Raw genomic sequence first — 15943 nt, forward strand, 5'->3', positions numbered from 1 at the left:
ACCAGTGGTCAAAAAAAGAGATCATCCCATAATCCTTAGGAGGAGGATACACACAACCATGAGAGATCCTCAAAAATTTGACTCTTGCGACCGGGGACGCACATCGCGCCCAGCGATCTTCACAACCATCAAGCCGAATCTTCTTGATCAGCAGGGCTTCTCTTCAGGTCCCGGTCGAGGGACCAAGGAAGTCCAGCAGAGCACGGTTCAACTGTTCGGCGTGAGTCCAGTTCAACCCATGCGGCCCGTCCTCGACGACCACAAGTTTACTCTCCTTTACCGCCTCATGGGTGCGTTCTCCTGTGACGGGAAGCGGGCAGATCCGGTCGCTGTCGCCGTGAACGATCAAGGTAGGCACATCGATGTGGGCGAGATCTTTTCGGAAATCAGTCAGCCAAGCCGAGATACAGTCCAGCGTGCCCTTGGGAGAGGCAAGAGACGCAACATCCCAACTGAGTTGAATGGCCTGGTCGCTGATCAACTTTCCACCAAGGACGTCAACATTATAGAAATTCGAGAGGAACTGGGAGAGGAATGCCGGCCGGTCAGCGATTACCCCCTGCCTCAGCCCTTCGAAGACACTGCTGTCCACCCCATCAGGATTGTCCGCAGTCTTTAACAGGAATGGCGGGATTGCAGAGATAAAGACCGCCTTTTTGACACGCTCGGATCCATACATACCGATATATCGGGCCACCTCGCCGCCACCCATGGAGAAACCAACCAGAACCATATCCTGAAGACCAAGTCTATTCACGAGAGAGTGCAGATCCTCAACGAAGGTAGTGTAATCATAGCCAAATAGCGGCTTGTCAGAGTTTCCAAATCCCCTGCGGTCGTACGTTATCACTCGGTACCCCGCATCGATCAGAATCTGTATCTGTTTCTCCCATGAGGCACCTGACAGAGGCCATCCATGAATCAGTACAATCGGATCCCCTGTTCCATGGTCCTCATAGTAGAGATCAATATCTCCTGAGTTTTCCTTACCTACAGTAATATAAGGCATAGATTCTACCACCATACAATTTTATGGACCGAATCATGTGCTGATTAAATAAAAATCTTTGGATAGAGCAATATATATAATCGAAAAATATCCAGAGGGCCGCCCAATCATCATGCTGCAGGATATGATGGATTGATGCATACAACAAACTCATATTCCCCCTCTGCCAATCAAGGGGATATGACCACACCCCCAGAACATCAGGCAGCACCTCCGAACCGGCTGATCGATCAGAAGAGTCCGTACCTGCTGGCCCACGCCCACCAGCCGGTGGCCTGGTTCCCCTGGGGGGAGGAAGCGTTCGCCAGGGCGGCAGCCGAGCAGAAACCTGTCTTCCTCTCGATCGGGTACGCGACCTGCCACTGGTGCCATGTGATGGCCGAGGAGTCGTTTATGGACCTGAAGGTCGCGGCCCTGCTCAACGACTATTACATCGCCATCAAGGTGGACCGGGAGGAGCGGCCCGACATCGATCAGGTCTACATGGCCGTCTGCCAGATGATGACCGGTTCAGGCGGCTGGCCGCTGACGATCATCATGACTCCCGACCGGCGGCCATTCTTCGCGGCCACCTACATCCCGAAGATGAGTCGGTTCAGGGGGACCGGGATGCTCGACCTGTTACCAATGGTCGCACAGGTCTGGAGGGAGAAGCCCGGCGACCTGATCGAGGTCGCCACCCAGGTTGTTGAGGCACTTCACCAGCCCGCCCGTGCCGGCGCCGGCCCTGAACCGACGATCGACCTGCTCATTGCCGGCTACCGCGGGCTGGCTGCCACCTTCGATCCAGTCAGAGGCGGGTTCGGGGACGCCCCCAAGTTCCCGGCCCCCCACAACCTCCTCTTCCTCCTGCGGTACTGGAGGCGGTCGGGGGAGCCAGTTGCCCTGGCGATGGTGGAGCAGACCCTGCAGGCGATGCGGCATGGCGGGATCTACGATCACCTGGCCGGCGGGTTCCACCGCTACTCGACGGATGGCGGCTGGAAGGTGCCGCACTTTGAGAAGATGCTCTACGATCAGGCGATGCTCGTGATGGCTTATACCGAGGCTTTTCTGGCGACCGGTAACCGGGAGTACCGGAAGACCGCGGAGGCGACGATCCAGTATGTCTTACGTGACCTGGTAACCAGGGAGGGGGGGTTTGCCGCAGCGCAGGACGCGGACAGCGAGGGGGAGGAGGGGCGGTATTACCTCTGGACGCTCGCGGAGGTCAGGGGCCTCCTGACCCAGGATGAGGCCGCTACGTTCACCACCGCCTACCAAATGACAGAGCGAGGGAATTTTACCGACCCATCCAACCCAAAACTGACTGGCAGGAACGTGCTCTACCGATCTCCTGATGCCCCCCTGCAGGACCCTGACCTCCATCTCGTCGCCGCCGATGCGAAGCTGGCGGCGGCCAGGCGAGAACGGGTGCCCCCCCTGACCGACGACAAGGTGCTGACCGGCTGGAACGGGCTGATGATCGCAGCGCTGGCCAGGGCCGGGCGGGCCTTCGGGGTGGCAGATTATATTGACGTAGCCGGCAGGGCCGCCGACTTTCTGCTCGGTACGATGCGGGATCAGGGCGGCCGGCTCCTCCACCGCTACCGGGACGGCGAGGTTGCGATCAGTGGACAGGCAGAGGACTACGCCGCCCTGATCTGGGGGCTGCTCGATCTCTACCAGGCAACGTTCACGGTCCGTTACCTCGCCGATGCGGTCGAGGTGATGAAAGAGTTCACCGCCCGGTGCTGGGATCCGGCAGGGGGCGGATTCTTCTCGGCGGCCGAGGACGCGACCGATCTGATCGTCCGGCAGAAGGAGCAGTACGACGGGGCGATGCCGTCGGCGAACTCGGTCGCCTTCATGGATCTGCTGCTGCTCGCCCGGCTGACTGGTGAGCCGGCATACGAGGAACAGGCCGAAGAACTCGGCCGGTTCATGACCGGGGTGGTCGAACAGTCGCCCCTGATCGCTACTTTCTTCCTCGCCGGCCTCGACTTCGCCCTCGGCCCTGCCCAGGAGGTGGTCATCGTAGGCGATGAGGGGGCAGTTGATACCACGGCGATGGTCAGGGCGCTTGCAGAGCGGTTCCTACCGTCGACGACGGTGCAGTTCAAACCGGCGGCCGCCGGCGCGGAGGACCTGACGACTGTGGCACCGTTCACGGCCTCAATGGAGAGAAAGGACGGGAGGGCCACCGTGTATGTCTGTTCTGGGCAGTCCTGCGCTCCGCCGGCTGTGGGAGTGGAGGCGATGCTCGAGGTGATCGAGGGGGGCGGAAGGATCATCTTCTGACCAGCGACCGGATCCGTTCTCCCTGCAGATTTATCAGATCCTACACCCAACTTTAGTCCACGTTATCCATGACCAGCACCGCCCATCACGAAGAACAGGTCCCGACCCTGATCATCCGCCCGCCGCGGAAGTGGGTACCGATCGACTTTCAGGAGATCTGGGCGTACCGGGAACTGCTCTACTTCTTCACCTGGCGGGATGTAAAGATCCGGTACAAGCAGACCGGCCTCGGGTTCGCATGGGCGATCATCCAACCGCTCTTCACGATGCTTATCTTCACGCTGATCTTCGGAGGGTTCGCACATATCCCGTCCGACGGGATCCCGTACCCACTCTTCAGTTATGCGGCGTTGTTGCCATGGACCCTCTTCGCCGAGGGAATGACCAGGTCGACGAACAGTATGGTTGTGAATGCCCCCATCATGACCAAGGTCTACTTCCCGCGGCTGCTGATGCCGATCTCAGGGATCATGTCGCCGCTGGTGGACTTCTGCATCGCGTTCCTGATCATGATTGCGATGATGTTCTACTACGGGTTCATGCCGACACTGAACGTGGTCTTCCTGCCGCTCTTCCTGCTGCTCGCGATCGGAACCTCGCTCGGGGTCGGTCTCTGGCTCTCGGCGCTGAACGTGCAGTACCGGGACTTTCAGTACACGGTACCGTTCCTGATCCAGATCTGGATGTACGCCTCGCCGGTGGTCTACCCGGCCTCGATGCTGCCGGAGAGCCTCCGGGTGCTATATGGACTGAATCCAATGGCCGGCGTGATCGAGGGGTTCCGGTGGGCCCTGCTCGGATCTACGCCGCCGAGTGCAATGATCCTGGTCTCAGTCGGTGTGGTCGTGGTGCTGTTGGTGTCGGGACTGTTCTACTTCAAGAAGATGGAGCAGTACTTCGCGGATCTGGTGTGAACGGAGGAAATGAATGTCAGATGATGTCGCGATCAGGGTAAAGAACCTCGGCAAACGGTATAAGTTGGGGCAGCAGACTGGGGGGTACAAAACCATGGGTGAGACGATCACACGGCTGGTAAAGTCCCCGTTCCGACGATTTCAGCATCAGGACTCAAAGAAGATAGACGGGGCCGACGCCTTTTGGGCTCTGAAGAATATCTCGTTTGAGGTGAAGAAGGGAGAGGTGATCGGATTCATCGGGAGGAACGGAGCCGGCAAGTCGACACTGCTGAAGATCCTCTCCCGGATCACGGCACCGACCGAGGGGACGGTCGAGGTGCACGGCAGGATCGGATCGTTACTTGAGGTGGGAACCGGATTTCACCCTGAGTTGACCGGTCGGGAGAACATCTTTCTGAGCGGTTCCATCATGGGGATGAAGAAGGCGGAAATCGATGAGAAGTTCGATGAGATCGTGGAGTTTTCCGAGATCGAGAAGTTCCTCGACACCCCGGTGAAACGCTACTCAAGCGGGATGTATGTCAGGCTTGCGTTCGCAGTGGCAGCACACCTGGACCCAGAGATTCTGATCGTGGACGAGGTCCTCGCCGTCGGAGATATGAAGTTTCAGAAAAAATGCCTGGGAAAAATGAGTGATGTCGCAAAAGGTGGACGCACCGTCCTTTTTGTGAGCCACAACATGGGTGCGATGACCACGCTCTGCAAGACGGGATTCCTCCTCAGCAACGGCTCGATTATCAAGGAGGGGGAGATCAAAGAGGTCGTTGCCCATTACCTGGACCAGATGAAGGATCGGACCGGGCAGTACATCAGGGATGCTTCAGAACCGATCAAAAAACTGGCGATCTCACGGGTGACGCTTCAGAGGGATAACGAGGTCGTAACCCGGTATTACAATAAGGATGTTCTGAACGTCACTATCGATATCATCGTTAAAACTGTGGTGTTTGGAGCACAACTCGCAGTCGGACTGTACACCGGGAGTGATGACTGCATCTTCTCGACAACCAATCAGGACTGGAGTGAAGAGAAAGAGATCCTCGAACCCGGGATATACCGCCTCATCTGTCCCATTCAGTTGAATACATTGAGAAAGGGAAGTTATTATATCACCATCTCCTCCTCAGTGCCGGCAGTCGAAGTGCTGGATACGGTAGAAGACCAGTTGCTCTTTGAGATACTCGATGAGCCGGCATGCCTCTTACAGTTAGGCCAGGGCCGAAGCGGCATGATATTGCCCATCATCCACTGGTCGATCGATAAGACCGCATGATGTCACATCCAGAGGTCATGTGAGCGGATCGGGAAAATAGTATCGATTGGTTTGTGTTGAGCGAGTTTCTGTAGACTCAACAATTCCCCCTCGGTTTCTGATAAGGAAAACTCATTTTTTGATAAAGGGTACCAGTGCCATCGTATTGTTTTGTACTTTCTTTGATATCGTAAAAGGTCCATCCCAACAACCATTGATAAAATTCCATTCGACCTGATATCGGGAGAGTATAAAGGCCAGTTCGTCGAACGACCACTCTCTCAGATGCCAGTAATTCTTGGGAGTTCCGTCCGGATTCGTATTTTCAGGAAGTTTATTAGGGGTGCTTATAAAAACACCTTTCTTAGAAACCCGCACCATCTCCTCGATCAGTGCAGAATAATCCACTACATGCTCAATAACATCAACACAGGTGACGATATTAAAAAAATTATCGGGATAGTTTAGATGATATCCATCGTACAGGTTCAACTCAACCAAGCGCGGGTTTCTTCCAACGAGGGTCTGTTGACAATATTCATATGTCTTTTTATCGACATCTACCCCGTATGCTTCACGTGCTTTTATAGAGAGGATGTTCAATCCGTAACCCAGTCCAAATCCAACATCAAGCACCTTTGCCGACTCATCGAGATAGTTATTCAATGCAAAAAAATACGCCTCAATCTGGACAGGTACGACTGAGCCAATCCCCACTGTTGTTGTATACTCCTTCGGGTCAGGTTTTTCAGGCGTGGGCTTTTTGAAAATTTTTGACATCAAATAGTTCCATTTCATATTTTTCTCTCCATTTTCAGCCGAGGAGGTTCTTTCCCGGATTTATTAAAATATACGTTAGTTTTTTAATTATTTCAATCATCAGCCCTATTTATCGGCTCAAGATCTCGCCGCTCTGAATACTCAGTTAAAATACTCAGTGAAAAAATTGTCCTTAATTTATCCATTCACCCGTTTTTCGTTCTCTTTGGCAATCCCTAGTTTTAAGTGAAAATAGTCCACACGACGTTAAAGGTCAATCGGACAGCCTCACAGATAACAACTGAATATTAGTGAATCTGAACGCGCAGTTCACGATTTTTTTTGACCCGATTTCTCAGGTGAAGCCTGTGTCAGAAACACCGTCATCTAGTAGTTTTATGAAGAAACGAGAAGGTATAAGAGAGTAAAAGAACCCGGGGATCCTGAATAAGATTATAGTGATTTCAACAAAGCCTATTTTAGTTTTTATTAACATTTACTAAACGGTTATGTTCCATCCAAAAAAATTTCCAATTGTTAGAATTATTCTCCAATATAAAGAATTTATATTCCTATTAGGGCTATCTCTTGTTTTCTTTTATAAAATTTTTCTTCATTCCGATCAGATTATTTTCCCTGCAAAAGATGTAATAGCACAATATTCTTTCTGGAGATCTTTCTTTGCAACGAATATTCTAAATGGATCCGGTCTCCCTCTCTGGAACCCGTACGTTTTTTCTGGAACACCCTTCATAGGAAATCCTTTATCCAGCATGTTCTATCCCATTTCATGGTTTTTTGTCTGCTTCAATCCTGATACCCTCTTTGGATACCTCTTTCTTCTGGATATTTTTTTAATTGGAGCATTCACATACATTTATGGTCGAACAATCAATCTAGACAAATATTCGGCACTGATATCTGCAGTTATTTTTATGTTCTGCGGAGCGATTACCCCCAGAATTTTTGCCGGCCATCTTGCAAATCTCGATGCAATCGTATGGTTCCCATTGGCTCTGATATTCATTGAACAGACATTTAAAAGAAGCAGGATTGTATATAGTTTTCTCGCTGGTATTGCATTAGGACTGATGTTCCTCACTGGAAATATCCAGTTTGCATTGTATGGAGCATTTACGGCACTACTCTATCTCGTAATCCGAACTATTGTAATAGATGATTTGCCCACGACAAGACAAAAAATAACTCATATCGTGGTTGTTGTTTTTTTATCAATTTGTATTTGTGGTCTGATATCAGCCGTTCAACTTCTTCCAACATGGGAATTTTCACATCTCTCCAGTAGAGGAGAGGGAGTAAGTTACGATTTTTCTACAGAGATATCTCTACCGGTACAAAACATCTTCACCTTGTTTGTCCCAGATTTATATGGACCTCCAACGACCACTCAAAATTATTGGGAATTTTCATTTTATATAGGAATTTTGCCGTTAATCTTAATTATAATTGGTCTCATGTCTCATCGGACAAAATACACCGGAATTTTCTCATTTTTTGCTATATTTTCACTCCTATTTTCTGCTGGTAGATTTTTTCCAATATATAGTTTATTTTTCCAATTTATTCCTGGGTTTTCCATGTTTCAGATTCCATCAACATTGTTATTCGTATTTTCTTTTTCATTATCGATCCTCGCAGGGTTGGGATGTGACTTTATAATCAACAAAAGCCACGGTTTTCATTCCAGGTATTATGATCTAACAAAAAATATTCTGATGAATACTGCCTTGTTTTCCATGATGATAGGCATTTTTGTGATGATCATAATTTCAACATTTTATATACTATACAAAAAAGTCGGCGGCATATTATATGTCTGGAATATGCTTCACATTACAGATATCGGGACTATTTACCTAATAGTAGATTTTCTTGTGTTTATCTTCTTTTTTTATGTCAGCGTTCTTGTGATTTATAATAAGGATGCCTTCAAAGATCCAAGATTGTTTAAAATTATATTGACTACAATAATCGTTGCAGATCTATTCCTATTTGGTGCGAGATTTATTGACACGAAGGACCCAAATGAAGTATTCAAAAACCCTGATTTTATTTCAATTTTTAAAAGCGAAGGAGACAGTTATTTTCGAATTTACGATGAAACCGGAATAATTGACCAGAACATAGCTCTCCGCAATAAACTGTATCTCGTAAACGGTTACGATCCAACGTATTTAAAGAGATATCAACAATACTATCTCAGATCACAATCAGGGGATATCAATACAACATATAGCTGGAAACAGGAAAACGGAATTGAAGATCTCGATATTTTAAGATCTCTCAATGTGAGGTACATAATTACCTCACAACCTCTAAATCTAACAGGAATTGAGATTATTCAAAATAAATCTCCTTTTATCTACCGGTTAAATTACACTTATCCTAGGGCATTTCTCGTCCCAGTTTCCGAGTTCAATTCAACAAAACCGGATAGGCTCATCCCTGCTCATATTATTGATTACTCCCCCAATAGGATCACAATACATACCAACAGTTCTGAAGATGTGTATCTCGTTACGAGTGAAATCTACTATCCTGGATGGAGTGCCGAAGATGAAGCCTCGAAAATAGAAATAGAAAAATATCAGGGCATTTTCAGATCAGTTCGACTCAGTCCCGGAGAACATAATATCTCGTTTTCCTATTTCCCAAAGATTCTCACATTCGCCTGAATTTTATATCCTCAGTACTTCGCTAATTTTGTATGTGCTGATAAGATGCGTAGATTAAAGATGCGTAGATTATTGAACTGAGGAGGAAATCACAAATATAAATGGAGTGCAAGATACCCCCGGTATGGTCCCACCCAACCAAAGCAGACCTTGCACTCAAGGAAACTACGTCTATCCAAAAGAATGCTGTGGTCTTGCCGTTATTGCCCTGAACTCCCATGTGAGTAATCCTATTCAAGGACCCCTGAACCAGACAACCATCTTTCAGATATTCATTGAGCCCAAACTCCGCAGTGATTAGGGCATAGTTTCCTGTCTTCGTTCTCTTTTCTTGATCCACGAGATTTATGGGAAGATCTTTAAATTTCATATTCCCTACTATTCAAACAAGTGAAAGAATAGAATCCCGAGTGGTTTATGGAATAAAACGCCAAAAGAGAAGTCGGAATGGGGGATATTCCCTAATGATTGAAGTGTTTGGGATTGAAATGGCCAGAATGCAGCAGTCCATCCATTCGATCAGTACGATGCTGAAAAAGAGTTCGTGTGAAACATCACTTCGGTATCGTCTTGCCAAACTCCACATGGATGACCTCGAAGCCGTGAATACCATAATTCTGACGCACCAGGTCTCCTCCATCCTGACGTCCGGAGAGGCAGACACCTTTGCCATCGATTACACCAACGACCCGTATTATGGCGAAGTTTCATCAGAGAACGAGGGATACATCATCCTAAGTCAACTTAAGAAATCAACCAACGACTTTATTCATACATCACGATCTCTGTGATCACCCGGAACCACCAGGTGACCCTGGCGGCCTATCCCATGACAAAGGGCACTTCCAAGATCACATATATCACTGTCTGGACGGGATCACGACAAAGAACTTGAGGATCCAAACACATTATCTAGACAGGGGGTTCTACACACGAAAAGTGATTGACTTCATGACGACCGTTCAGGTTCCGTTCATCATTCCGGTTAAAAAACACAATCGAGCGATGAAACAACTCCTGATTGGAACGAAATCACGGTTTGGAGAATATATCATGCGTGGAAAAACGCAGTTCCACCTGAAGATTGCAATCGCCGTAACCTATGCAAGGAAAACGGGGAAAGCATGGGGTCGAAAACCTCAGATATGTGGTTGGCATTCCCGGGAAAACTCAGCGGATTCACGAGAACTATAGATCTGGATTTGCAATCAAGTCATATGCAGGATCCGAAACTTGGTCAAACCCGTACATCAACTCGAAACCCTGTGATCCGATACCTCTTCGCACTTATTGCGTTTCTTCTTAAGAATCTCTGGATGACAGTGCTCTGGACACGATTCTCACCCGTGAAACAAGGTCTGCGGACTATCGAGATGGGTGAGTTCAGGTTTGATCAGTCCATGTTGTATATTGGGGAGGCTGTGCAAGTGACTTTAAAGATTGTCAGGAAAATTCCTGCACTTTGAAAACCGGGATAACCAATCGAAATTGATGATGATCTCTGGGATCTTATTAGCCCCTTACTTCCCCCACAAAAGCCTCCAACGGGTCGCCCACGCGCTGATGAGCGTGGTTTGATCAATGGCATTCTTTACGTACTTTCCACTGGTTGCTTCTGGACTGACGTTCCCCGACAATATGGCACTAAATCTACAACACACCGGTTTCACTTGTTACTCAGTACTCAGGGGAGATAGGACCAGATCTTTGCCCTAATCCGAAACCAAGGCTATGATCTCTCACAGCTCGATCTCTCCTGTTGTTCGATCGATACTACCACGATCCCCGGAAAAAAGGGGATTGTTAAGATTTGAAGGACTGGATCGAATTCAAGGCAGCAAAATGAGTGTTCTCGTAGAACGGCACGGTAGACTGCTCGCCTGCATCATTGCTCCAGCGAACGTGCATGATGCAATGACGTATCATCCGACGTTGACGGTGTTTAAAATTCAAAGGCCGATAGGAAGGCCGATCATACGACCACAGGAGATTCTCGTAGATGCAGCGTATTATACCCTCGCAATAAGAACAATCAATCGCAGAAGGGGAATTAAGACAATGATCCCAGTCAATCGGAGAAATCATAGGCGACCAAAAAGGGGACGATCGTATCAATTCGATCCCATAATCTACCGTTCTCGAAGAGCAGTTGAACGATTCTTTAGCTGGGTCAAGGCATTCAGAAAAATCTCACCCAGATATGAGCGGCTCGAAGAATCATTTCGAGGACTGGTCATCATCGCCTGCATACTGATACTATGGAGACTTTTGGGATGAGTGCAGTTAAGTACTGAAACCATAAGTGGTTTGATTTCAATCTCATTTTTTTAGAGAATTGAAAATCTTCCCGAAGGAGTCTTTTTTTCGGTAAGTTAGAAGAACCTCAGCAAATGTCAAATTCTTACTTGATTTCAGGCGAAAAAATCACTCTCTGCGGGGTATGATATTTTCTTCAAGTAGTTTATTCTTTCAGTGGCAAAGTCAGGTTACAAAGCCTTTTTGACTGGCGCAAATAAATACAACTACGATGCCTGAAGAGAGAGCAACAATCATAGATATTTCTCAGGAGAGGTGGAAAACAGCCCAAAAATTTGAGTTGGAATTTGCCCAAAATACCATTGGATCCGACGACGATTGGAATCTTTGGTGGATGGAAAAATATTCAAACTATTCATTTTTAGAAGGAAAAGAGTTCCAGAACGTTCTGGAGGTGGGATGTGGACCCCACACAAACGTTCGATATATTCTCCCAAAGATCACGGTCGGGAAGATCTGGCTGGAAGATCCTCTGATTCAGTATTATATCACCCATTATCTGAATCAGTGCCCATCGACAACCGATATGATAAAATCATTGATCAAAAAACCGTCTAAGAGAGTGAACTTCTGCCTGGAACTGTTTTCAAACCTATCCTATTCCGTCGACCTGAGTTCTGCCAAGCTGGAAGATCTCCCCTACAAAGATAGTCAGATGGATCTCGTCATATGCATAAACGTCTTGGACCATGTCAATAATTATGACTCATGCATGTCTGAGATGAGTAGGGTTCTCAAGAGCGGTGGTATCCTCATCCTGGGACAGGATCTGACAAATGCAGAAGATCTCGTGAATTGCCCCGAAGTTGTCTCCGATATCGGCCACCCCATTAAGGTTGATCACACAATTCTTGACGACACACTCTCCAGATCATTTGAGACACTCACCCGAAAGGTCCTTCCACGGGAGGAAGGGAGGAATCCAGAGGCTCATTACAGCACATATCTGGGCGTTTTCCAGAAAAAATAAAATTCAGGTCTTTGAAATAGAATCAATCCCCCTGTTTTTTCCGGATATCAACCCAACTAAAAATTTTTCGTATTCGTTTGAGAAGTTCTCCCGAGTATGATATTTATTGGCATACTCCCAGGATCGCTTCGCCATCTCCTGCAACCGCTCAACAGGGAGTGAAGAGAGCGAGGAGACCGCCTCTCTGATCTCATCAATAGAACACTGGTTCAAGATGATGCCAAATCCATCCACCGTTACCCCAGATTGATAACTAATAACCGGAATGAGACCGGCATGAAGAGACTGGACCACGCTACCGGACTGGCCCTCAGAGCAGGAAGGGTAGATCAACCCGATACAGGTCCTGATGATGCTGAGAAACTCCAGACTGCTGACGTCCAGCCACCCGAGCGTATGAATATTCGCAGTATGATACAGTTCCTTTTGGTACTCCCCACAGAAGTCGGATTCTGTATCTACCTGACCACACACATAGAGATGATGGTCAGGCATTGAACTGAACGCCTCAAGGACGAGATCCAGTCCCTTATGAACCATCCCAGAATTCCCCAACCACAAATAATTGTTGCGACACTGTGCGTAGTCCTTCTCAGGGATCTCTGGAAACGTCATAGTCGCTGTGATTGGGATCTGACAAAGTGATTTTCCTGCGTACTGAAACGTACTGATCGTAGCCTCATTCCCCAAAATAGTGGCACAATCTGCGAACTCTATACCAAAACTTGGAGGTACAGTCCGTCTGGGGATCAGGGTGGCCTTCCTTCTCCCCTGAATATCCAACAACCGATGATATTCCGCCGAATTTTGAAAAAGCCAGTGTGATCCCGTGATATGTAAGATCATGTAACAGTCGCGATTCAGGAGAGGAACGAGCCGCTCCATATTGCAGTGAATATCGATAAAGAAGGAATAGTGCTTTTCTGGAGTGAACGTTGAGTTATCCCAGTCTATGATATCAATAGCATATCCATGTTTACTCCAGAGATGTGCCATCTGATAGCATTCCCACCCATTCGTATGAGTGGTTGGAATTTCATCCGAAGAAGAGTACCCGAACGGATCGGTGATGTATGAGAGTAATACGTTTCCTTTGAATTCACCTTCATTTTTCAGGTGAATCATATCTCTTTGATTGGACCTCAGAAGTCCCGAAACGATAGCAAACAGAGTTGAGAAAATTTTCATTTGTTTCATATCTCAATTGACATTCATGAAATATGGAGATTCCCCCAAGATGTCGACAGATATTCCGGTCATAGGATTCACAGAGAGAGAGATCGCAGCAAAGGGGGAGAGCGGCGGATAAAATGAGATGGTGGATCCATATTCCTATAATTTCAATTTTTTAAGGAAGCCTGATTGAATCGGTGATATTATTTTATCCACACAGACCACCCCAGTTGAAATAAGAAAATATCGACACAAAGTATCTCATGATAAGCGACGAAAGATATGAGAGAGACTGGATTCACTCCGGATCACCTGGAGTGTTTTTTTACTCTGTTCATCCCAGTTTACCGATGAGGGATATGAAATGAAGGCGCTCTACGATCATCAGATATTTGAAAGACAGACATTCGGGGGTATTAGCCGGTATTTTTTCGAACTGATGAACAGATATTACCAGAATAATACAGTAAATATTAAACTCTCACTCATCTACTCTGATAATCACTATCTGAAAGGTGCTCCATTCTCTCATCACCTCTCATCTCACCAGGTCCCGTCACTTCCCGGAGAGAGGGGAAGAAATCTCCGGAGAAATCTCCTTTTTACTGCGAACTTTCACTGGAGCAGACGCCAGATCGCAAAAGGAGACTATGATCTTTTTCATCCTACCTATTACGATCCATACTTTCTGAATTACTTAAAGGGGCGACCGTATGTTCTGACCGTGTATGATATGATCCATGAATTGTATCCTGAGATGTTTGGAAAAGATTTCACCACTGTTCAAAAAAGGATCGTTGCAGAAAGGGCGGAGGCAATTCTCGCCATATCCGAGAGCACTAGAACTGATATCATCAGATTATTTGATATCGACCCAGCACTTGTAAAGGTGGTCCATCTCGCCACATCGTTGGGAGATGTGAAACCAGATACGACACTGACACTTCCTCAGCGATATATCCTCTTTGTCGGAAACAGGACAGTCTATAAAAACTTCAACTTCTTCATCACCTCCATCTCACCCCTTCTGAAGAAAGATCGATTTCTGCATGTGATCTGCGCAGGAGGAGGGATGTTCTCCGAAGCCGAAAAAAACCTGCTGAAAGAACTCAATATCAGTAAACAGGTGCTCTACTATACATTCAATGACAGCATGCTCTCACAGTTGTATGCCAGGGCAGAACTCTTCATCTTTCCATCCCTCTACGAAGGCTTTGGGATCCCCATCCTTGAAGCGTTCAGCTGCGGCTGCCCGGTTGCGGCGAGCAATACCAGTTCTCTCCCCGAAGTCGGGGGAGATGCTGCACGATACTTTGATCCGATGAGCGCCACATCGCTGGTTGATATAGTAGAAGAGATTGTATACGACAAACCACTTCAGGAGTCACTCAGAAGGAGAGGATATCTACGGTTGAAGAACTTCTCCTGGGAGAAGACTGCAGAAGAAACAAGAAAGATCTATGAGATGATTGTATGAAAACAGCGATTATCACCGGGATAACTGGACAGGACGGTGCGTATCTCAGTCAATTATTACTGAAGAAGGGATACCGGGTTATCGGGTTTGTGCGTAACAGCAAGGGTTCCTCTCTGACTAAACTCTCCTACCTCAGAATCACAGATCAGATCATCTTCGAGGAATGCAATCTGCTGGATCTCGTAAACATTGTCGGATTGCTGAAGCGATATAAACCGGATGAGATCTACAATCTGGCAGCCCAGAGTTCGGTCAAGGCGTCATTTGACCAGCCGATCGCCACCATCGAATTTAATATAATCTCAGTGATTAACCTGCTTGAGGCGATTCGGCTCGTCGACCAAAAGATAAAATACTACCAGGCATCGAGCAGCGAGATGTTTGGCAAGGTCGACGATCTTCCGATCACGGAAAATACCCCCATGCATCCCCTCAGCCCATATGCAATATCGAAGGCTGCAGCCCATTGGATTGCCATCAATTACCGGGAGAGTTATGGAATATTCACCTGCTGTGGCATTCTCTTCAATCACGAATCAATTCTGAGAGATAAGAATTTTTTCACAAAAAAAGTGATCAACGATTCAATCGAGATCTCACGATCCCAGAGGGGTGTATTACGAGTTGGAAACATTGATATCCGGAGAGATTTCGGGTACGCCCCCCGATATGTTGAAGCGATGTGGTTGATGCTCCAGCATCCAACCCCTGACGATTATATCATCTGCTCCGGTAAATCCATCCAACTCCGACAGATCCTCCATCATATCTTTAAAAGACTGGGAATTGATCAGAACAAAATAATAATCGATGAATCCCTCTACAGGCCCACAGAGATCGAGAATATCTACGGGGATAATTCGAAAGTAAAAAAAGTTCTAGGCTGGGAATATACCACTGATTTCTTCGAAGTGATCGATATTCTCATCGATGAACAGTTAAAATATAAGACTGAGTAGACAAGAGATGACATATCTCTTAATCGAGTAAAAATGTCCGGAAAAGAAGAAATGAACCCATCATGTGGATGCTCCATAAGTACTCTTTTTTAGATCATTTTACCCACCATCCAAAGAATATCCTGGGAGGAGCCG

The 15943-nt window shown here is 47.3% G+C and carries 13 protein-coding genes and 1 pseudogene; 10 read left to right on the forward strand and 4 right to left on the reverse strand.

Translation table 11 applies throughout. The features are described 5' to 3' along the window. Nucleotides 1–163: 163 nt before the first annotated feature. Nucleotides 164–1024 (reverse strand): alpha/beta fold hydrolase, encoded by an 861-nt coding sequence (locus MPAL_RS10860; protein WP_330217429.1) that lies wholly within the window; start codon nt 1022–1024, stop codon nt 164–166. 165 nt (nt 1025–1189) lie between these two features. Between MPAL_RS10860 and MPAL_RS10865 the strand changes: the two genes are divergently transcribed. The 3 genes from MPAL_RS10865 to MPAL_RS10875 all read left to right on the forward strand — a co-directional run bounded on the left by MPAL_RS10865 (nt 1190) and on the right by MPAL_RS10875 (nt 5479). Continuing rightward, entirely contained in the window at nt 1190–3289 is a 2100-nt protein-coding gene (locus MPAL_RS10865) for a thioredoxin domain-containing protein (RefSeq protein ID WP_048145346.1), read from the forward strand. 68 nt (nt 3290–3357) lie between these two features. Beyond that, nucleotides 3358–4203, forward strand: a complete 846-nt coding sequence (locus MPAL_RS10870) for an ABC transporter permease (RefSeq protein ID WP_012618790.1) — start codon at nt 3358–3360, stop codon at nt 4201–4203. Nucleotides 4204–4216: 13 nt separating this feature from the next. Next, nucleotides 4217–5479, forward strand: a complete 1263-nt coding sequence (locus tag MPAL_RS10875) for an ABC transporter ATP-binding protein (protein ID WP_012618791.1) — start codon at nt 4217–4219, stop codon at nt 5477–5479. 111 nt (nt 5480–5590) lie between these two features. Here MPAL_RS10875 and MPAL_RS10880 read toward each other — a convergent pair whose 3' ends face one another. Beyond that, the gene (locus MPAL_RS10880; RefSeq protein ID WP_012618792.1) at nt 5591–6256 is read right to left on the reverse strand and encodes a class I SAM-dependent methyltransferase; all 666 of its coding nucleotides are present in this window, start codon (nt 6254–6256) and stop codon (nt 5591–5593) included. 470 nt (nt 6257–6726) lie between these two features. On the opposite strand from MPAL_RS10880, the gene MPAL_RS10885 reads away from it, so the two are divergent. From MPAL_RS10885 to MPAL_RS17625, 4 genes are all read left to right on the forward strand, one after another. Further along, entirely contained in the window at nt 6727–8913 is a 2187-nt protein-coding gene (locus MPAL_RS10885; protein WP_012618793.1) for a YfhO family protein, read from the forward strand. Nucleotides 8914–9377: 464 nt separating this feature from the next. Beyond that, nucleotides 9378–9704, forward strand: coding sequence for a hypothetical protein (locus MPAL_RS14690; RefSeq protein ID WP_052292258.1), 327 nt, complete (start codon nt 9378–9380; stop codon nt 9702–9704). A gap of 696 nt (nt 9705–10400) precedes the next feature. Next, complete coding sequence (locus MPAL_RS15520; RefSeq protein WP_394295850.1) at nt 10401–10610, forward strand: transposase; 210 nt, start codon at nt 10401–10403, stop codon at nt 10608–10610. A 34-nt stretch (nt 10611–10644) separates the two neighbouring features. Next, nucleotides 10645–11190 (forward strand): IS5/IS1182 family transposase, encoded by a 546-nt coding sequence (locus MPAL_RS17625; RefSeq protein WP_012618795.1) that lies wholly within the window; start codon nt 10645–10647, stop codon nt 11188–11190. Here the strand turns inward: MPAL_RS17625 and MPAL_RS17030 are convergent. Further along, nucleotides 11187–11376: pseudogene (locus MPAL_RS17030) on the reverse strand (IS1634 family transposase); the annotation flags it as partial. The gene MPAL_RS17625 and the pseudogene MPAL_RS17030 overlap by 4 nt on opposite strands. 64 nt (nt 11377–11440) lie before the next feature. On the opposite strand from MPAL_RS17030, the gene MPAL_RS10900 reads away from it, so the two are divergent. Continuing rightward, on the forward strand, nt 11441–12199 hold the full coding sequence (locus tag MPAL_RS10900) for a class I SAM-dependent methyltransferase (RefSeq protein WP_012618796.1): 759 nt from the start codon (nt 11441–11443) through the stop codon (nt 12197–12199). Nucleotides 12200–12202: 3 nt separating this feature from the next. Here MPAL_RS10900 and MPAL_RS10905 read toward each other — a convergent pair whose 3' ends face one another. Beyond that, complete coding sequence (locus tag MPAL_RS10905; protein ID WP_048145349.1) at nt 12203–13396, reverse strand: glycosyltransferase family protein; 1194 nt, start codon at nt 13394–13396, stop codon at nt 12203–12205. Between the two features lie 340 nt (nt 13397–13736). On the opposite strand from MPAL_RS10905, the gene MPAL_RS10910 reads away from it, so the two are divergent. After that, complete coding sequence (locus MPAL_RS10910) at nt 13737–14849, forward strand: glycosyltransferase family 4 protein (protein ID WP_012618798.1); 1113 nt, start codon at nt 13737–13739, stop codon at nt 14847–14849. Beyond that, nucleotides 14846–15808 (forward strand): GDP-mannose 4,6-dehydratase, encoded by a 963-nt coding sequence (locus MPAL_RS10915; protein ID WP_012618799.1) that lies wholly within the window; start codon nt 14846–14848, stop codon nt 15806–15808. The genes MPAL_RS10910 and MPAL_RS10915 overlap by 4 nt, the downstream gene beginning before the upstream one ends. The last annotated feature ends 135 nt before the right edge of the window (nt 15809–15943 follow it).

Source organism: Methanosphaerula palustris E1-9c, from assembly GCF_000021965.1.
Taxonomy (GTDB): Archaea; Halobacteriota; Methanomicrobia; order Methanomicrobiales; family Methanospirillaceae; genus Methanosphaerula; species Methanosphaerula palustris.